An 18,847-nucleotide genomic window follows, 5' to 3' on the forward strand; every position below is an offset into this window, starting at 1 on the left:
TTCGCGCGCCTGGGGGCGAAGCCGTGCGCGCTAGAGTTGCGCCGCGCCGAAGGTGTCGCACTGGCGCAGGTCGCCGCTTTCCAGGCCGCGCTTGAACCAGCGCACGCGCTGGGCCGACGAGCCGTGCGTGAAGGCGTCGGGCACGACATAGCCCTGGCTCTTCTTTTGCAGGGTGTCGTCGCCGATGGCGCTGGCGGCATTCAGGCCTTCCTCGATGTCGCCCGATTCGAGGATGTTGCGCGCCTGGTCGGCGCGTCGCGCCCACAGGCCGGCGAAGCAGTCGGCCTGCAGTTCCATGCGCACCGACAGGGCGTTGGCCTGGGCCGGATTGCGCTGGCGCAGGCGGTCGACCTGTTCGGACACGCCCAACAGGTGCTGCACGTGGTGCCCCACCTCATGGGCGATGACATAGGCCTGGGCGAAGTCGCCCGGGGCGTTCAGGCGGCGCTCCATTTCGTCGAAGAAGCCGAGGTCGATGTACACCTTGCTGTCGCCGGGACAGTAGAACGGGCCCATGGCGGCCTGGCCGGTGCCGCAGGCCGTGGGCGTGGCGCCGCGAAACAGCACCAGCTTGGGCGGCACGTAATTGCGGTTGAGGCTTTGCGTGAAGATGGCGCCCCAGGTGTCTTCGGTTTCGCCCAGGACCTTGGCCACGAAGCGCGCCTGCGGGTCGTTGGCCGGCGGCGCGCCGGCGGGCGCCTGCTCGTAGGTGGCGGGGCCTTCGGCCATCTGCAGCACCACGGAAGGGTCGATGCCGAAATACATGGCCACCAGCGCAAGCACGATGGTGCCGATGCCGATGCGGCCCTTGCCGCCCAGCCGGGGCCCCGCGGCGCGCCGATCTTCGATGTTCTGGCTTTCGCGCGAGTCGTCCATGCGCATGGGGTGTCTCCTGCCGCGCGCACGTGCGCGCATACTCGATCAAGAGTGTTAGGATAAACCCATGGCCCTGCTTCTGACACTACATCCCGCGAATCCGCAGCCACGCTTGATCAAACAGGCTGCGCAATGGCTGTCCGACGGCGGGCTGGTGGCCGTGCCGACCGACTCCAGCTACGCCGTGGTGGCGCCGCTGGACGACAAGGCGGCCGCCGATGCGCTGCGGCGCCTGCGCGGCCTGGACGAGCGCCACCATCTGACCCTGCTGTGCCGCGACCTGGCCGAGATCGGCCAGGTCGCGCGGGTCGACAACAAGCAGTACCGCCTGCTCAAGGCCGCCACGCCGGGGCCGTGGACGTTCATCCTGGAAGCCACCCGCGAAGTGCCGCGCCGCGTCTCGCATCCGTCGCGCAAGACCATCGGCATCCGGGTGCCGGCGCACGCGGTGGCGCTGGCGCTGCTGGAGCAGGTGGGCGCGCCGCTGCTGTCGACCACCCTGATTCCCAGGGACGAGGAAGACGCGCTCAATGATCCCGAGGCCATCCAGGAGCGCTACCAGCACGAACTGGCGGCGGTGATCGATGCCGGGGCCTGCCCGCAGACGCCCACCACGGTGGTCGACCTGACCGGCGCCGAGCCGGCGGTGCTGCGGCGCGGCGGCGGCGATCCGGCGGCGCTCGGGCTGGACTAGCCCGGGACGGCAGGCCGCCGTCCGGCCTGGCGTTGCGCGCACTACAATGCGTCGCTATGAATGAAATCATCCAGCTCATCGCGATCTACGCGATTCCCGTGATCTTCGCGATCACGCTGCACGAGGCCGCGCACGGCTACGTGGCGCGCATGTTCGGCGACCCGACGGCCTACCAGGCCGGCCGCATCAGCCTCAATCCCATGCGCCACATCGATCCGGTCGGCACGCTGCTGGTTCCCGCCGCCATCCTGCTTGCCTCCAAGCTGATGGGCGGCGCCGGCCTGCTGTTCGGCTGGGCCAAGCCGGTGCCGGTGGATTTCGGGCGCCTGCGCCGTCCCAAGAAGGACATGCTGTGGGTGGCGCTGGCGGGCCCCGCGGCCAACCTGCTGATGGCCATCCTGTGGGCGCTGGCGATCCGCCTGTATTTCGAGGCGGGCGTCCAGGAGGGCTATTGGTTCGAGATGGCCCGCGCGGGCGTCAACGTCAATCTGGTGCTGATGGCGCTGAACCTGCTGCCCATTTTGCCGCTGGACGGCGGACGGGTGGTGTTCAGCCTGCTGCCGCAGCGCCTGGCGTTCCAGTACGCACGGATCGAGCCTTACGGACTGGTGATCGTGCTGCTGTTGCTGGTGACGGATGCGCTATGGGTGCTGATGCGTCCCGTATTAGGTCTGGGGGCCGAAATCGTCAGCTGGTTTTTATAAGATTCCGGCCAATATCCGGTAAACTCGTTGGTTTGATTGATTGAGGTCCGGCCAGACAGGCGCCGGGCCGCGGAGCCCGATAAACATGGCATCCTCAGCACCTGCCGCAACCGTGCAGTTCCAAGGCAGTTTGGTGGCCCTGGTCACCCCGATGCAGCCCGATGGCAGCCTCGACTACGACGCATACCGGTCCTTGATCGACTGGCACGTGGCCGAAGGCACCGATGGCCTGGTGGTGGTCGGCACCACCGGAGAATCTCCTTCCGTTTCGATGGAAGAGCACGCCGAGCTCATCCGCGTGGCGGTCGAGCACGCCGCCGGCCGCATTCCGGTCATCGCCGGCGTGGGCGCCAACTCCACCGACGAAGCCATCCATCTGGCCCGCCACGCCAAGGCGGTCGGCGCGCAGGCCGGCCTGTCGGTCGTGCCGTACTACAACAAACCCAACCAGGAAGGCATCTACCGCCATTTCCGCGCGGTGGCCGAGGCGGTCGATCTGCCGACGGTGCTGTACAACGTGCCGGGCCGCACGGTGGCCGACATGTCCAACGACACGGTGCTGCGCCTGGCCGAAGTGCCGGGCATCATCGGCATCAAGGAAGCCACTGGCGACATCGCCCGGGGCGCCTTGCTGCTGCGCGAGGCGCCCGCCGGCTTCCAGGTGTTCAGCGGCGACGATCCGACCGCCGCGGCCCTGATCCTGCTGGGCGCGCGCGGTAATATTTCGGTGACGGCCAACGTGGCGCCGCGCCTGATGCATGAACTCTGTACGGCGGCGCGCGGCGGTGACGTGCCGCGCACGCGTGAACTCAATGCACGGTTAGCCCGTCTCAACAAGGCCTTGTTCATCGAGGCCAACCCTATCCCTGTCAAATGGGCGCTGGCCCAGATGGGCCACACAGCGCTTGGTTATCGTCTGCCGATGGTCGAGCTGAGCGAGCAGTACCACTCGCTGGTACGTACCGCCCTGCAGGAAGTGGGTCTGCTCTAAATATCGTGAGGATGCGTATGAACAAACGTCATGCCGGAGCGTCGGCATTGATGGCCCTGGCATTGCTGGCGGGCTGCAGCGATGTCAACCAGTTGCTGGGCAATGAAGAGTCGGTGGATTACAAAAGCACGCGGCGCGGCGACCCGCTCAGCATTCCACCCGACCTGACCCAGGCCAACAACGATCCGCGCTACAAGGCGCCTGCCTCCGGAACCGCGACCTACTCGCAATTCCAGCAGCAGGGCCTGCAGCAGCAGGCCAGCGCCGGCCAGAATACCAACGTGCTGCCGGAGCGCGCGGACATGCGTGTCGAGCGCGACGGCGACCTGCGCTGGCTGGTGATCGAGCGGCCGCCCGAGCAGCTGTTTCCCAAGGTGGTCGATTTCTGGACCGACACGGGCTTCACGGTCTCGGTCAACAATCCGCAGGCTGGCATCATCGAGACCGACTGGGCCGAGAACCGCGCCAAGATTCCGGAAAGCTGGCTGCGCCAGGTGCTGGGGTCGGTGCTGGAGACCGCGTGGGATAGCGGCGAGCGCGAGAAGTTCCGCACGCGGGTCGAGCGCGTCAATGGGCACACCGAGATCTACATCACGCACAACCAGATGCTGGAAAAGCGTGTCGGCTCGGATGGCGGCCAGGTGCAATGGACCCACGGCAAGGAAGACCCGGGCCTGAACGCGGCCATGCTGGCGCGCCTGATGGTGTACCTGGGCACCGACGTGGATGCGGCGCGCAAGCTGGTGGCGCAGGCCGAAGCGGCCCCGCAGGCGCCCAAGGTGCAGAGCGTGCGCGCCGAAGGCGCGATGCTGGTAGTCGACGAGTCGTTCGATCGCGCCTGGCGGCGCGTGGGCGTGGCCCTGGATTCGGGCGGCTTCGCGGTCGACGATCGCGACCGCAGCGCCGGCGAGTACTTCGTGCGCTACGTGGATACCGACACGGGCGCGCAGAACGAGCAGCCGGGCTTCTTCAGCCGCCTGTTCTCCAGCGACAAGAAGGCCCAGGCGCCGCAGTACCGCATCCGCCTGACGGGCTCCGGCACGCAGACGCAGGTCACGGTGCTCGACGCCAACGGGCAGCGCGACAGCAGCGCAACCGCCCAGCGCATGCTGAGCGTGCTGAAGGACAAGATGGTCTGAGTCCCTTCGTCTCCTGACGCCGCGTAGCGGCACAAAAAAACCGGCAAGCCGCAAGGCTTGCCGGTTTTTTTTGGCTGGCGCGAGAACTCAGGGATAGACGACGGAAAAGCCGACGTAGCTGGTGATCTGCGCCGCGTCGACATTTTCGTTGGGTTTCTTCACGTACGAGGCGAGATAGCGCAGGGTATAGCTTTTGGTGGTGTTGCCGCCGTTGGTGACATCAGTGCCCGTGAAGGTTTGCGCGGCTTGCGTGGTTTCGTCGGTGCCCATGCGGATGTGCTGGCCGTTGAGGTTGGCCAGGCGGAATTCCACGCCCTTGGCCTTGGTGGCGGACGACACGGTGCTCAGGTTGCCGTTGCCGGATGCGTTGTAGGCCTGCTTGTAGGCGATCAGATCGCCGGTGTCGTAGTTGGTGGTGATGCCGGGCTCGAAATACAGCTTGAGCGCGCTCAGCGCCTGGGGGCATTCCTTCAGCCTGATGTCGAAGGGCGTGGCGCCGGCGGTGTCGCCGTCGTTCCTGAGCGCGTTCTTGGAAATCTTGGGCAGTTGCACGACCTTGATATGGTTGGGGGCGCTGGGCTCTTCGATGACGCAGGTCTGGTCGGAGATGCTGCCGGTGATGACGATGGTGCCGTCGTTGGCCAGCGCCGGCAGCACGGGCGAGGCGGCAAGGATAAGCGCGGTGCGCAAGGCGGGGCATGAAAACTTGGACATGGTGATTCTGAGACTGAGGGGTGCCGTCATGTGCTTGGCGTCGGCATCAGAATATTAGGTCCGGGAGGGGGGGGCTGATGGTTGTGTGGGAATTTGCCGGTAATCGCGCCAGATCGGCGGGCGGCTTCGCGCAATGAAAATGGCCTCCGTTACCGGAGGCCATGAGCATGCCTGCCCGCGGGCGAGCATCCCGACGGCGTGCCGGCCGGCACGGGGGCTGGCCGGCGGGGCCGCGAATCAGGACGACGGCGTCGTGGCGCCGCCGGAGCTGCCCGGCGCCGGTTCGGCGGGCGAGGGAGCCGGCGCAGGCGCGGGCGCGGGGGCCGAAGGAGCCGGGGCCGTCGTGGCCGGGGCGCCGTCGCCAGCGGGGGCGGCCGCGTCTTCGTTCTTGTTGCAGGCCGTGAGGGCGACTGCCATCACCGAAGCCAGAATCAAGGTTTTGCTCATCATGGTCGACACTCCTGTTGATGACGATTTCGTGGCCCCATTAGGGGAAACCAGTAGTCAGGCTACAGGAATCATTCAACGGCTGGCGTTTGGAAATTAAAGCGGTCGCATCCCAAATGAAACAACCCTTGCGAGCGTGTGTGTGATCTATCAAGTTGTTTCCGCGGCTACAGGGTTGGGAGCGTTATGTATCGAATAGACGCATTTAGGTGTCCGGATCGTACCGAGAGGCGCCCTGACTGGCGCGCCTGCGCAACACTCGCGCCCGCGTTCAGGGCTGATAGCGCAGCCAGCCGGCGTCCAGCCAGTCGGCCAGGCAGCTGCGCGCTTCGTCGCTCAGCCTGGCGCAACGCGGGTCGTCGCAGGCCAGCGCGCGGGCATCCGCCAGGTGGCGCAGCGCGGGTTCGGCCGCGACGCTGGCGGCCTCGCCATTGATGAACAACTGGCGGCCGCGGTAAAGCATGCGGCTGCGCCTATCCAGCACGAGCGCGCCGCTCGCGGGCCAACTGTCTTCCAGGTCGACTTGATCGCCGCCTGTGTCGAACACACTGAGCTGGCTGGGCTCGGTCAGCCAGCAGCCCAGGAAGCGCGCCGCCAGCGCCTCGTCGAAGCGCAGGCGGTCCAGCGTCGCCAGCGTGGCCTCGACCAGACCGTCCGGTACGGCCGCGGGATGCGCGACGGCGGGCTGGCCCGGGTCGCGGTACAGCCCGTCCAGGCGCGCGCCCGGCAGGGGCGGCTCGCCATACGGGCCGCCCAGCAGGCCGACGCGCGCCATGACCTGGTCGGCCGCCGCTTCGAGCAGGCCGCGTGCCAGCATGGCCTGCGACGGTGCGCGAAACCCGATCGAGATCGTCATGCAGTCGCCGCCTTCGGCCACGCCGTCGTGCGCGGCCTGTGGCGGCAGGTAAAGCATGTCGCCCGGTTCGAGCACATGTTCTTCCTCGGGCTCGAACCGGCTGAGGATCTTCAGCGGCAGGTCCGGCTGCAGCGACAGGTCTTTCTGCCGGCCGTAGCGCCAGCGGCGGCGCCCGCTGGCCTGCAGCAGGAAGACGTCATAGCTGTCGAAGTGCGGCCCCACGCCGCCGCCATCGCCGGCCACGCTGATCATGATGTCGTCCAGGCGCGCGTCCGGAATGAAGCGGAACTGCTGCAGCAGGGCGCTGACGGCGTCGTGATGCAGGTCCACGCTCTGCACCAGCAAGGTCCAGTCCGGTTCGCCCGCCTTGGGCAGGCGGGCGAACGGGCCGTTCTCCATGTTCCATTGGCCTTGTTCGCGCCAGATCAGTCGCGCTTCGACGTCGTCGCGGCGCGCCATCTGGCGCAGGGCGGCGATGCTGACCGGCGGCTTGAAGCCGGGGATGGCCTGGCGGATCAGCAAGGGCTTGCGCTGCCAGTAGCGGCGCATGAAGTCGGCGGGGGCAAGCCCGCCCAGCAGGGCGAGCGCGGTGGCAGGGTTCATGTCAGATGCTGTTTGAGGCGGTATAGCGCGTCGAGGGCTTCGCGCGGGGTCAGGCTGTCGGGGTCGATGGCCGCAAGCTGGTCGCGCAGTTGCGCCAGCGCGGCGGCATCCTCGGCCTGCTCGGTCATGGCCTGGCTTTGCACGTCCGCGTCGAGCGCCGCGGCGAACAAGCCCAGCTGCGGGGTGGGCGCGCCCTGGGCTTCAAGGCGTTCGAGTTCGCGCGAGGCCTGGCGGATGACCGCGGCGGGTACGCCGGCGCGCTGGGCGACCTGGATCCCGTAGCTGCGGCTGGCCGGGCCTTCGCGCACTTCGTGCAGGAACACGATGCCGCCGGCCGACTCGGCCGCGGCCAGGTGCACGTTGGCCGCGGTGGGCTGTTCGGCGGGCAGGCGGGTCAACTCGAAGTAGTGGGTGGCGAACAGCGTGAGCGCGCGGTTGTGCGTCAGGAGGCGGTACGCGATGGCCCAGGCCAGCGCCAGGCCGTCGTAGGTGGACGTGCCGCGGCCGATTTCGTCCATCAGCACCAGGCTGGCCGGCGTGCTGGCCGCCAGGATGGCGGCCGCCTCGGTCATCTCCATCATGAAGGTGGAGCGCCCGCCGGCCAGGTCGTCGGCCGCGCCGATGCGGGTGAAGATGCGGTCGAGCCGGCCGACGCGCGCGCGGGTGGCCGGCACGAAGCTGCCGGTGCGCGCCAGCAGGGCGATCAGGGCCACCTGGCGCATATAGGTCGATTTACCGCCCATGTTGGGGCCGGTGATCAACAGCATGCGGCGGGTCTGGTCCAGGCGACAGCCGTTGGGCGTGAAGCGTTCGATGGCGCGCTCGACCACGGGATGGCGGCCTGCCTCGATGTCGATCTCGGCGCCGTCGATCAGCTCGGGGGCGACCCAGTCGTGACGCCGGGCATGTTCGGCCAGCGCGGCCAGCGTGTCCAGTTCGGCCAGGGCGCTCGCGCACTGGGACAGGGGGCGCACATACTGCGCCAGCGCGTCGAGCAATTGCTCGTACAGCCATTTTTCGCGGGCCAGCGAACGGTCCTGTGCCGACAGGACGCGGTCTTCCCAGGTCTTGAGTTCAGGCGTGATGTAGCGCTCGGCGTTCTTGAGGGTCTGGCGGCGCCGGTAGTCCTCGGGCACCTTGTCGGTCTGGCCCTTGGAGACTTCGATGTAGAAGCCGTGCACGCGGTTGAATTCGACGCGCAGGTTGCCGATGCCGGTGCGTTCGCGTTCCCGCGCTTCCAGTTGCACGAGGAAATCGCCGCCGTCGGTGGCCAGCGCGCGCAGTTCGTCCAGTTCGCTGTCGAAGCCGGCGGCGATGACGCCGCCGTCACGGATGGCCACCGCCGGCTCGCTGGCGACCGCGCGTGCCAGCAGCTCGCCGATGTCCGGCGGCATGGCCAGCTGCGCGGCCAGCTCGCGGGCGCGCGGCGAGCCGGACAGGGGCGCCAGGCTGGCGTGCAGGGCAGGCAGGGCGACCAGGGCGTCGCGCAGGCTGGCCAGCTCGCGCGGGCGCACCGAGCGCAGCGCCACGCGGGCGGCGATGCGCTCGATGTCGGGAAAGGCGTTGAGCGCATCGCGCAGCGTCTCGAGCAAGCCCGCCGCAGCAAAGGCCTGTTCGCCTTCCTGGCGCACGGTCAGCATGGTGGCGATGGCGTGTTGGCGGGCCAGCACCGGTTCGTTCTCGCGCAGGGGGTGGTGCAGCCAGCGGCGCAGCAGCCGGCTGCCCATGGGCGTGCGGCAGCCATCGAGCAGGGAGAACAGCGTGGGCGATTCCTCGCCGCTCAGGGTCTGGGTCAGTTCGAGGTTGCGGCGCGTGACCGGATCGAGCAGCACATATTGTCCCGGGCGTTCGGCCGCGATGGTCTGCACGTGCGCCAGCGCCTGCGACTGGGTGCGCGCGGCGTAGCGCAGCAGGGCGCCTGCCGCGCACACGGCGGCCGGCATGTCCTCGACGTCGAAGCCGCCCAGGCTGTCGGTCTTGAAGTGCGCCAGCAACTGGGCGCGCGCGCCGTCGGCTTCGAAATGCCAATCGGGCACGCGCGTGCGCGCGCCTTCGAAGGCCATGTGCAGCTCGGCGCTTTCGGCCTGGATCAGTTCGGCCGGTGCGATGCGATGCAGTTCGGACTCGAGCTGGCCGGGCGCGCACTCGGTGACATGGAAGGCGCCGCTGGCCAGGTTGAGCCAGGCCAGGCCGGCGCGCGGTTCGCGCTTGCCCGTGACGCAGACCGCCGCCAGCGCGCGGTCGGCCTTGGCCGGCAGCAAGGCTTCGTCGGTCAGGGTGCCGGGCGTGACGATGCGCACGATGCGGCGCTCGACCGGCCCCTTGGCGGCGGCGGGATCGCCGATCTGTTCGCAGATGGCGACCGATTCGCCCAGCGCGACCAGGCGCGCCAGGTATTGCTCCATGGCGTGCACGGGAATGCCCGCCATCGGGATCGGCGTGCCGTTCGAGTTGCCGCGCTTGGTCAGCGTGAGGTTGAGCAGGCGCGCGGCGCGTTCGGCGTCTTCATAGAACATCTCGTAGAAGTCGCCCATGCGGTAGAACAACAGCAGCGGTCCGGCCTCGGCTTTGAGGCGCAGGTATTGCTGCATCATAGGAGTATGGCCGGCCAGGGCGTCGCCGGTCGTTTGCTTTGGTGTGGAAGACATAGGCAGGATTGTATCGGGCCGCCCGCGCTGTCCGCCATGCGGCAGGCGCCGGGCCACCATGGTGTCGCGCGATGACGCATTGCGCAACATCCGGTGCTGTGCGCCGTTTCTTCCCTGTGCTCAAATGAATCAGCCGGCGGCGCAGTGCGCGCACGAGGCGCGTCCGGTCGGCGGCCAGCAACCGTACAAGGAGCAACGCCATGTCGAGCCACGTCTACAAGCAGATTGAGTTGGTGGGGTCGTCCACCGTGTCGTCCGATGATGCGATCGCCCAGGCCATCGCGCGTGCTTCCGATACGCTGCGGCACCTGGATTGGTTCGAGGTGACCGAGACGCGCGGCCACATCAAGGACGGCAAGGTCGCGCACTGGCAGGTGAGCCTGAAGATCGGCATGCGGCTCGAGGCCGACGACTGATGCCGGCCTGCGCGGCGCGCGGCGCGCGTTGCGCAGTTGTTGCACACGCAGCCTAACCCTATGGCGGGTAAGGCTTTTTTCTTCTTGTCAGAACACTGTCAAGAGGTTTGTCCACATTTGCCGGGGATAACATCGGGCGGTGCCCGGCGGCGCCTTGCAGCCCCGCCGGATGGCCGCGCGGCGCAGCATGCCTGCGCGATTCTTGCCCTGCATGGGCAAGGCCTTGATCGGCAAGGCGTTTTCGGATCTGCCCGCAAGCTGTCCTCACGCTTATCCACAGTTGGCGGGGACAACTATGATGCGGCGCGGGGCAGGCTGGGCCATTTTTGATCACCGTTTGCATGTCGATGATTCGATTGGTGATTTCCAGGCTGCCCCAAGGCTGTCCTCAGTGTTTTCCACATTGGACGGGGATAAGCGGCGGGTGTGTGGGTAACTCGCCGCGCGCGGGGGCCTCAGCCCGCCAGCCGGGTGACCCAGGCCACATAGCGATCGAGCCATCCCTGCAGGAACTTGCGCGTGTCCTCGTTGGTGATGTTGAACTGCTCGTCGATCAGCCCTTCCTTGAATTGCAGGAACACTTCCGGAGTGGTGAGCACGTTCACGCCTTCGGCCGCCAGGATATTGCGCAGGTGCTGCTGCGCCATGGCGGTGCCGGCGGCGCTGGGCGAGGTGCCGACGATGCCGGCCGTCTTGCCGATCCAGCTGTTGTGGCCCCACGGGCGCGAGCCCCAGTCGATGGCGTTCTTGAGGGCGGCGGGAATGGAGCGGTTGTGCTCGGGCGTGACGAACAGGATGCCGTGGGCATCGGCGATCTGCTGCTTCAGCTTGGCCGCCGGGGCCGCCATGTCGTTTTCATGGTCCTGGTTGTAGAGCGGGACGTCGCCCAGGCTGACATGCTCGAACTCGAAGTTGGCGGGGGCCAGTTTCTCCAGCGCGCGCGCCAGGCGCAGGTTGAACGATGCGGCACGCAGGCTGCCGACGAAGACAGCAATTTTGTAGGTACTCATGGCACACGGACTCCAGGGGTGGGGAATCGCCAGTGTAGACCTGTCGATGTGACCGCTCAACGGCAGGCCGGGCGGGCTCGCGCGCTGCACCACGATGGGGCCGGGGTGAGGGTTTTCACCAGGATGGGGGGCCAGGCGGTGCATGGGGGCCGGCGCCTGCCGGGATGTTGGCGCGCTCCGTGGGAGGAAGAGCTGGCACGCCGTTTGCAAGGAGGGGGAGGAGGGCGGCCGAGGCGTTGGGCCGGGCCGCCGCAGCCAGGAGTGCCATGATGTCCGCCGTGCCCGTTTCCCTTCCCGTCAAGATGCTGGTGACCCGCCATATCTCGCCTGACCGCTACGGGGATTTCCTGGCGTGGATGCGCCAGGGAGAAATCCTGGCGGCCGGGTTTCCGGGGTTCCTGGGCTCGGGCGTGCTGCAGCCGCCCGAAGGCGGCGACCAATACCAGATCGTGCTGCGCTTTGACAGCGAGGCCAGCCTGGCCCGCTGGGAGCAATCGCTGCCGCGCCGCATGTGGCTGGAGCGCGGCGCGGCGCTGGTGCGCGCCAGCCATGCGCGCCGCGTCACCGGCATGGACAGCTGGTTCGGCGCGCCAGCCGGCGCGCCGCCGCGCTGGAAGCAGGCGGTCAGCATCTGGCTGGTGTATTTCCCCATGCTGCTGCTGTTCAGTACGGCGCTCGACGCGCAACTGAGCGCGCTGCCGCTGTTCTGGCGCGTGCTGGCCACGACCCTGTGCATGACGCCGGTGCTGTCGTTCCTTTGTATTCCGCTGGTCACCCGCGTGCTGCGCGGCTGGCTGCATCCGCGCGCCGTCGGCGCGGCCGATTGAGCGCAAACTGACGTTTTTCTGAATCCCAAACGAAAATTGTTTACACTTGCATCCGCAAATGGAACCGTGCGGCCGGCCAGCGGGGCGGCCGGCTGATAAGGGAGAGTGTGGATGCGTAAATTGTTGCGGAAGACCGTGCTGGCGTTGGCGCTTGGCATGACGACGCCCTTGGCCGTGGCGGCCGCCCAGCCCAAGGCGGTCGTGCAGACCTATTCGGATATTGCGCTGGCGGGCTACCAGGATGCGCTGGCCTCGGCGCAGGCATTGCGCACCGCCATCGACGCGCTGATCGCCGCGCCCAGCGCCCAGACGCTGCAGGCGGCGCGCCAGGCGTGGCTGGCCGCCCGCGTGCCGTACCAGCAGACCGAAGCGTTCCGCTTCGGCAACCCGGTGGTCGACGACTGGGAAGGGCGCGTCAACGCCTGGCCGCTGGACGAGGGCCTGATCGACTATGTCGATGCCGCCTACGGCACCGAGAGCGACGCCAATGCGTTCTATACGGTCAACGTGATCGCCAACGCCAGGATCTCGGTGGGCGGCAAGACCATCGACGCCAGCAAGATCACGCCGCAGCTGCTGTCCGAGGTGCTGCACGAGGCCGACGGCAACGAGGCCAACGTGGCCACTGGCTATCACGCCATCGAGTTCCTGCTGTGGGGCCAGGACCTCAACGGCACGGGCCCGGCGCCCAAGGACCGCACCGGCACGCCGCAGGAACGCCACGCCGGCGATCGGCCCCATACCGATTTCGATCCCCGGCAGTGCACCGGCGGCAATTGCGAGCGCCGGGTGCAATACCTGAAGGCCGTGACCGATCTGCTGGTCGACGATCTGCAGGAAATGGTCGATAACTGGAAGGCCGGCGGCGCCGCGCGCAAGGTGGTCGAGGAGGATCCCAAGGCGGGCCTGATCGCCATGATGACGGGGCTGGGCAGCCTGTCGTATGGCGAACTGGCGGGCGAGCGCATGAAGCTGGGGCTGATGCTGCACGATCCCGAGGAAGAGCACGATTGCTTCTCCGACAACACGCACAATTCGCACTACTACAACCAGATCGGCATCCGCAACGTATACCTGGGCAACTATGCCCGCATCGATGGCAAGACGGTGTCGGGGGCAAGCCTGTCGGATCTGGTCAAGGCCAAGGATGCCAAGCTGGATGCCGAGGTAAGGGCCAAGCTGGATGCCACGGTCCAGGCCATGGAAGCGATGAAGCAGCGCGCCGAGACGGTGGAAACCTACGACCAGATGATCGCCCAGGGCAATAAGGAGGGCAACGCGGTGGTGCAGGCCGCCATCGACCGCCTGGTCGACCAGACCCGCAGCCTGGAGCGGGTGATCGCGGCGCTGGAGCTGGGCGACATCGAGCTCGAGGGCTCGGACAGCCTGGACAAACCGGACGCCGTATTCAAGTGAAATCCGCGCTAGTCGTTGTACTGGCGGCGCTGGCGCATGGCGCCGGCGTCGCTGCGCCAGGCCGCACCGATCTGTCGGCCGAGGACCTGGCGCGAGTGCAGGCCATCACGGCGCCCACCGCCGATTTTTCGGCGGCGGAGTCGTTCGAGACCATGCAGGCCGGCGCCGCGACGGTCAAGAAGCTGCTCAACGCCGATATCTTTTCGCACCCCTCGGCCAACATGACGTTCGAGGGCCGCCAGCGCTTTCAGGTCGGTAACGGGCTGTTTCGCAAGCTGTGGGTGTCGGCGCCGGCGTCCACGCAGGCCTCGGACGGCCTGGGGCCGCTGTTCAACGCGCGCTCCTGTCAGGCTTGCCATGTGAAGGATGGGCGCGGCACGGTGCCGGGCTTCGACCCCGATCCGCTCGAGCGCAGCGACGCCGTGGCGCTGTTGCTGCGGCTTGCGGTGGAGCCATCCAGCGAGGCCGAGCGGCGCCTGCTGGCCGAGGGCAAGGTGCCGTTCCTGCCCGATCCGACCTACGGGTCGCAGTTGCAGAACTTCGCGGTGGCGGGCCTGCCGGCCGAAGGCCGCCTGGAGATCGAATACGAGCCGGTGAGCGTGGCGCTCAATGGCGGCGAGACCGCCACCCTGATGAAACCCGCCTACCGGATCGAGGATCCGGGTTACGGGCCGCTGCGCCCGGATCTGCACTTGTCGCCGCGCCTGGCGCCGCCCATGATAGGGCTGGGCCTGCTGGAGGCCATCTACGAAGCCGATATCCTGGCCAACGCGGCTGCCGATCATGGCGATGGCGTCAGCGGCAAGCCGAACTGGGTGCGCGACGTGCGCACCGGCCAGAAGGTGCTGGGCCGTTTCAACTGGAAGGCCGGCCAGCCTACCGTCGAGCAGCAGAGCGCGGCCGCGTTCTCCAATGACATGGGCCTGTCCACGCCGCTGTTTCCCAGTCATTTCGGCGATTGCACGCCGGCGCAGGCCGAGTGCTTCAAGATGCCGCATGGCGCGCAGCCCCATCTGGGCGAGCACGAGGTGCCGGGGCATTTGATGGATTTCGTGACCACCTATTCGACCAACCTTGCCGTGCCGCAGCGGCGCGACGCCGACGACGAGCGCGTGCTGGCGGGCAAGAAGCTGTTCTACCAGGCCAACTGCGTGGCCTGCCACGTGCCCAAGTACGTGACGCGGCGCGACGCGGCGCAGCCCGAGCACCGCTTCCAGCTGATCTGGCCGTACACCGACATGCTGCTGCACGACATGGGCGACGGGCTGGCCGACGGCGTGTCCGAGGAGCAGGCCAACGGGCGCGAATGGCGCACGCCGCCGCTGTGGGGGATCGGCCTGACCCGGCTGGTCAACCCGTCGGCGACCTGGCTGCACGATGGCCGCGCCCGCACGCTGCTGGAGGCCGTGCTGTGGCACGGCGGCGAGGCGCAGGCGGCGCGCGATCGCGTGGTGGCGATGTCGCCCGGCGAGCGCGCCGACCTGATCCGCTTTCTGGAGTCGCTGTGAGCGCGGCGCAACGTTTGGAGTGTTTGGCCATGCTGCATGGATTGATACCGCATCGCTGGCGCCGAGCGGGCGCCGCGCTGGCGCTGGCCGCTGCCGCCGGCGGCGCGCAGGCCGGCTTGCCGGCCGACCTGGGCACGCGCCTGGCCGATGGCTATGCGCGGCCGGCTTTCGGCCGGTTCGCCCAGGCTACGCACTCCCTGAACGAGGACCTGGGCAAATGGTGCGCGCGGCCCGACGCGGCCGGGGCCGCGCAGGTCCGCACGGGTTTCGCGCAGGTGGCGCGCGCCTGGGCCGGCGTGGAATTCCTGCGTTTCGGACCGCTGGTGCAGGGCAATCGCTACGAGCGGCTGGCGTTCTGGCCCGATACCCGCAACGTGATGGCGCGCCAGGTGCAGGCCGCGCTGGCCGCAGCGGATCCGGCGCTGCTGGAGCCCGGCGCGCTGGCCGGCCGCAGCGTGGCCTTGCAGGGCCTGCCGGCGTTGGAGTTCGTGCTGTATGGCGAAGCCGGCCTGCTGCAGCAGCCCGATGCGCCCGGCTTTGCCTATGGCTGCCAATTGGCGCATGCGATGGCGCGCAACGCGGCCGGGCTGGCCGGCGAGCTGGCGCAGGCGTGGAGCGCGCAGGGCGAGTTCGGCCGCCAGTTCACCCATCCGGCGCCGGCCAATGATCTGTATCGCAGCCCGCAGGAAGTGGCGGCCGAGGCCGTCAAGGCCTTGTCGACCGGCCTGCAGTTCGCGCGCGACGTCAAGTTGCTGCCGGTGCTGGGCCAGAGCGCGGCGGCGGCGCGGCCCAAGCGCGCGGCGTTCTGGCGCAGCGGCCAGACGGCCGCCACGCTGGCGGCCGGATTGCGCGGCATGCGCGCGTTCTACGAGGCCGGCGGGTATCCGCTGGGCGACGCTGGCTGGATCGACGCCACGGTGAAGAGCGAGCTGGACCAGGCGGCCGGCGCCGCCGAGCGGGCCCAAGGGCCGGCCGAGGCGCTGGCCGAGGACGGCGAGCCGCGCGATGCGCTGGCGCTGGCCGCCCTGGTGATCAAGAACGCCAAGGACGTGGTGGACCAGAACCTGGCGCCCGCCGTCGGCGTGACCATAGGATTCAATGCCCTCGATGGAGATTGACCGTCGCGCCTTCCTGGCGCTGGCGCTGGCCGGCGGCGCCGCACCGCGCGCCCTGTGGGCAACCACCCAGGCCGATCCGCTGTACCTTGCCGCGCGCCGGCGCGGCGAACGGTACGAGGCGGTCGTGCTCGGCCCCGATGGCCGCGACCGCCTCGCCGTACCGATGCCGGCGCGCGGGCATAGCTTCGCGCTGGACGCGCCGCGCCGCCGCGCCGTGGTGTTCGGCCGCCAGCCGGGGTTCTTCGCGGTGGCGTTCAGCGTGGATGGCGCCCGACCGCCGCTGGCCCTGGCCGCCGCGCCGCAACGCCACTTCTTCGGCCATGGGCTGTTCCTGCCCGATGGGCAGCGCATGCTGGCGACCGAGAACGACTACGAGGCCGGCCGCGGCGTGCTGGGCGTCTACGACGCCTCGGCGGGCGGAGGCTACCGGCGCCTGGGCGAGTTCGACACCGCCGGCATCGGCCCGCACGAGGCGCTGTTGCTGCCCGACGGCAAGACCGTGTGCGTGGCCAACGGGGGGATCCTGACGCACCCCGACTACGGCAAGCTGGAACTGAACCTGGACAGCATGCGCGCGTCGCTGGCCTACCTGGACGCGAGCGACGGCCGATTGCTCGAGAAAGTGGAACTCGATCCGGCGCTGCATCGGCTGTCGATCCGCCATCTGGCGGTGGCCGCCGATGGCGCGGTCTGGTTCGGCTGCCAGCACATGGGGCCGCAGTCGGAGCGGCCGGCCCTGGTGGGGCGCCACCGGCGCGGCCGCGCCATCGAGCTGTACGCCGGACCGGCCGAGACGCTGCGCGGCTTTCGCAATTACATCGGCTCGGTGGCGGCGGGCGATGGCGGCCGGGTCATCGCGACTTCCAGCCCGGTGGGCGGGCAGGTGGCGTACTGGGACAGCGCCACGGGGCGCTGCCTGGGCGTGACGGCGCTGGCCGACGGCTGCGGGGTGGCGCCGCTGGAGACGGGCGGCTTCCTGATTTCCAGCGGGCTGGGCGCAATGGTGCACGGCGGGCCGGATGGCGGCGCGCAGGCCATGCTGGAGGCCGGCGGCCAGGTTTCCTGGGACAATCATCTGCGCCGCTACGCGGCCTAGTCCTGCGGCCCGGCGCGTGCGTCATGGGCGCGCCGGGCCGCGTCTGATAGAGTCTGCGCTATTGGCGCCGCGCCGCCGCGCGCGCGAATCTTGACAGGAGCCCGCATGAAAGAAACCCTGAACGAAATCTCCACCCTGATGCCGCAGCTCGTCGACCTGGGAGTCAACCTGGGCGTGGCATTGCTGATCCTCATCCTGGGCTGGTGGGCCTCGTCGCTCTTGGGCGGCTGGGTGCGGCGCGCCGCGCAGCGCTCGCCGCGCATCGATCCCACCATCGTGCCGATGTTCCAGAGCACGGTGATCTGGACGATGCGCATTTTCACGCTGATCGCGGTGCTGGCCCGTTTCGGCGTGCAGACCGCCAGCCTGATCGCGGTGCTGGGCGCCGCCGGCCTGGCCGTGGGCCTGGCCCTGCAGGGCACGCTGCAGAACATCGCGGCGGGCATCATGCTGCTGATCCTGCGCCCGATCCGCGCCGGCGAGTACGTGGCCCTGAGTTCGGGCTCGGACGGCACCGTGGAGGAGGTGGGGCTGTTCCTGACGCGCCTGGTCCAGGTCGATGGCATCCACATCACCCTGCCCAACAGCACGGTCTGGAACGCCACCATCATCAATTACAGCCGCAACGCCAACCGGCGCCTGGATATCCCGGTGACGGTGCATTATGGCGACGACCTGGGCGAGGCCATCGCCAGGCTGGAGGCGCTGGTGCGCGGCCACGAGATGGTGCTGCAGGATCCCGCGCCCATCGTCAAGGCCAGCGAATACCGCGACAACGGCACGGTGGTCAATGTGCGCGTCTGGACCCAGGCCGCGCAATACTGGGACCTGCGCTGGGACCTGTTCCACCAGATCCGGCGCGCCCTGGGCGAGGCGGGGTTCCGCGCGCCCATCCCGGTGCGCGAGATCCAGGGCGGCGGCAAGGACGCGGCCGCCTGAGGCCCGCTACGCCTTGGGCGCCAGGCGGGCCAGTTCGGCGCCGATCCAGCCGGCGATCTCGCGCTGGCGTTGCGCCGGCATGCGGTCGATGATGGCGGTGACGCTGACGGCCAGCACGGGCGCGCCCTGCGCGTCGAGCAGCGCGCACCCCACGCCCAGCGCGCCGCGCACCGCGTGGTTGCCCACCACCGAGTAGCCGCGCGCGCGCGTGTTTTCGATCAGACGGTGCATCTCTTGCGGCGTCATGCCGCCATATTCGTCCAGCCGGCCCGAGTTGCGCTGGACGATGGCGTGCGCTATCTCGTCGGGCAGGGCGGCCAGCAGCGCCATGCCGCCCGAGCCCACGCCCAGCGGCTGGCGCTTGCCGGCGTAAGTGGCCAGGATCTGCACGGGGTAGCTGCCGATTTCCCGGTGCAGGCTGACCGAGTCGTCGCCGTCCCTTACGACCAGGAACACCGCGTCGCCGGTGCGGTCGGCCAGCCGGCGCAGCACCGGCAGCATCTGGCGCACGCGCGGGTCGGGCGCCGCCAGGTCGGCGTCGGCCGCCAGCTGGGTGCGGTATTTCTTGGTGCCCTGCAGCGGGACCACCAGCCCGGCGTCCAGCAAGGCGGCCAGCAGGCGGTAGATGGTGGGGCGCTGGATGCCGGTCTGGCGCGCGATGTCGGTGACGCTCAGGCCGCGCGGGCCCTGGTCGCGCAGGGCGGCCAGTACCATCAGGCCGCGCCGCAGGGTGCGCGGGCCGGCACCGGAATCAGTCTCTTGCATGGTGCTTGGATATCGGATCGGGTATGCAGGGGCGGAACCAGGGAAAACCATCGTCCGCACAGTGGACTCTACCTTGCCCT

Annotated in this window: 18 protein-coding genes; 11 read left to right on the plus strand and 7 right to left on the minus strand. The window is 68.8% G+C overall.

Features of this window, described 5'->3' with window-relative positions; all coding sequences use genetic code 11:
* Positions 1-30: 30 nt before the first annotated feature.
* The gene (ypfJ, locus tag LK409_RS09325; protein WP_010928448.1) at positions 31-882 is read right to left on the minus strand and encodes a KPN_02809 family neutral zinc metallopeptidase; all 852 of its coding nucleotides are present in this window, start codon (positions 880-882) and stop codon (positions 31-33) included.
* A 61-nt stretch (positions 883-943) separates the two neighbouring features.
* Between ypfJ and LK409_RS09330 the strand changes: the two genes are divergently transcribed.
* From LK409_RS09330 to bamC, 4 genes are all read left to right on the plus strand, one after another.
* Positions 944-1,570, plus strand: coding sequence for an L-threonylcarbamoyladenylate synthase (locus tag LK409_RS09330; RefSeq protein WP_010928449.1), 627 nt, complete (start codon positions 944-946; stop codon positions 1,568-1,570).
* A 56-nt stretch (positions 1,571-1,626) separates the two neighbouring features.
* Positions 1,627-2,274: a site-2 protease family protein gene (locus tag LK409_RS09335; RefSeq protein WP_033447056.1), complete on the plus strand. Its 648-nt coding sequence runs from the start codon at positions 1,627-1,629 to the stop codon at positions 2,272-2,274.
* An 85-nt stretch (positions 2,275-2,359) separates the two neighbouring features.
* Positions 2,360-3,265, plus strand: coding sequence for a 4-hydroxy-tetrahydrodipicolinate synthase (gene dapA / locus LK409_RS09340; RefSeq protein WP_003809954.1), 906 nt, complete (start codon positions 2,360-2,362; stop codon positions 3,263-3,265).
* An 11-nt stretch (positions 3,266-3,276) separates the two neighbouring features.
* Positions 3,277-4,404 (plus strand): outer membrane protein assembly factor BamC, encoded by a 1,128-nt coding sequence (gene bamC / locus LK409_RS09345; protein ID WP_003809956.1) that lies wholly within the window; start codon positions 3,277-3,279, stop codon positions 4,402-4,404.
* A gap of 87 nt (positions 4,405-4,491) precedes the next feature.
* Here the strand turns inward: bamC and LK409_RS09350 are convergent, their stop codons facing one another.
* From LK409_RS09350 to mutS, 4 genes are all read right to left on the minus strand, one after another.
* Positions 4,492-5,118, minus strand: a complete 627-nt coding sequence (locus LK409_RS09350; RefSeq protein WP_010928451.1) for a fimbrial protein — start codon at positions 5,116-5,118, stop codon at positions 4,492-4,494.
* Between the two features lie 237 nt (positions 5,119-5,355).
* Positions 5,356-5,568, minus strand: a complete 213-nt coding sequence (locus LK409_RS09355; RefSeq protein ID WP_049806325.1) for a hypothetical protein — start codon at positions 5,566-5,568, stop codon at positions 5,356-5,358.
* A 268-nt stretch (positions 5,569-5,836) separates the two neighbouring features.
* Positions 5,837-7,024, minus strand: a complete 1,188-nt coding sequence (locus LK409_RS09360; protein WP_010926219.1) for a ribosomal protein uL16 3-hydroxylase — start codon at positions 7,022-7,024, stop codon at positions 5,837-5,839.
* Positions 7,021-9,672, minus strand: a complete 2,652-nt coding sequence (gene mutS, locus LK409_RS09365; RefSeq protein WP_407652259.1) for a DNA mismatch repair protein MutS — start codon at positions 9,670-9,672, stop codon at positions 7,021-7,023. Before mutS ends, LK409_RS09360 begins: the two co-directional genes overlap by 4 nt.
* 200 nt (positions 9,673-9,872) lie before the next feature.
* On the opposite strand from mutS, the gene LK409_RS09370 reads away from it, so the two are divergent.
* Positions 9,873-10,088, plus strand: coding sequence for a dodecin (locus tag LK409_RS09370; RefSeq protein ID WP_003809966.1), 216 nt, complete (start codon positions 9,873-9,875; stop codon positions 10,086-10,088).
* A gap of 455 nt (positions 10,089-10,543) precedes the next feature.
* Here LK409_RS09370 and LK409_RS09375 read toward each other — a convergent pair whose 3' ends face one another.
* The gene (locus tag LK409_RS09375) at positions 10,544-11,098 is read right to left on the minus strand and encodes an NADPH-dependent FMN reductase (RefSeq protein ID WP_003809968.1); all 555 of its coding nucleotides are present in this window, start codon (positions 11,096-11,098) and stop codon (positions 10,544-10,546) included.
* A 266-nt stretch (positions 11,099-11,364) separates the two neighbouring features.
* Between LK409_RS09375 and LK409_RS09380 the strand changes: the two genes are divergently transcribed.
* The 6 genes from LK409_RS09380 to LK409_RS09405 all read left to right on the plus strand — a co-directional run bounded on the left by LK409_RS09380 (position 11,365) and on the right by LK409_RS09405 (position 18,002).
* Positions 11,365-11,925: an antibiotic biosynthesis monooxygenase gene (locus tag LK409_RS09380; protein ID WP_102967410.1), complete on the plus strand. Its 561-nt coding sequence runs from the start codon at positions 11,365-11,367 to the stop codon at positions 11,923-11,925.
* A gap of 111 nt (positions 11,926-12,036) precedes the next feature.
* Entirely contained in the window at positions 12,037-13,341 is a 1,305-nt protein-coding gene (locus LK409_RS09385; RefSeq protein ID WP_010928454.1) for an imelysin family protein, read from the plus strand.
* Positions 13,338-14,849 carry a di-heme oxidoreductase family protein gene (locus LK409_RS09390; protein ID WP_010928455.1) on the plus strand — a complete coding sequence of 504 codons (1,512 nt, stop codon included), beginning with the start codon at positions 13,338-13,340 and terminating at the stop codon, positions 14,847-14,849. Before LK409_RS09385 ends, LK409_RS09390 begins: the two co-directional genes overlap by 4 nt.
* A 29-nt stretch (positions 14,850-14,878) precedes the next feature.
* Positions 14,879-15,967, plus strand: a complete 1,089-nt coding sequence (locus LK409_RS09395; protein WP_041937398.1) for an imelysin family protein — start codon at positions 14,879-14,881, stop codon at positions 15,965-15,967.
* Positions 15,957-17,063 carry a DUF1513 domain-containing protein gene (locus LK409_RS09400; protein WP_003809978.1) on the plus strand — a complete coding sequence of 369 codons (1,107 nt, stop codon included), beginning with the start codon at positions 15,957-15,959 and terminating at the stop codon, positions 17,061-17,063. Before LK409_RS09395 ends, LK409_RS09400 begins: the two co-directional genes overlap by 11 nt.
* A 105-nt stretch (positions 17,064-17,168) precedes the next feature.
* Entirely contained in the window at positions 17,169-18,002 is an 834-nt protein-coding gene (locus tag LK409_RS09405) for a mechanosensitive ion channel family protein (RefSeq protein ID WP_010928457.1), read from the plus strand.
* 6 nt (positions 18,003-18,008) lie between these two features.
* Here LK409_RS09405 and LK409_RS09410 read toward each other — a convergent pair whose 3' ends face one another.
* Positions 18,009-18,767: an IclR family transcriptional regulator gene (locus LK409_RS09410; protein ID WP_033446608.1), complete on the minus strand. Its 759-nt coding sequence runs from the start codon at positions 18,765-18,767 to the stop codon at positions 18,009-18,011.
* Positions 18,768-18,847 lie beyond the last annotated feature (80 nt).

Origin of the sequence: Bordetella parapertussis, assembly GCF_020735925.1 — a bacterium.
Classification (GTDB): Bacteria; Pseudomonadota; Gammaproteobacteria; order Burkholderiales; family Burkholderiaceae_B; genus Bordetella; species Bordetella pertussis.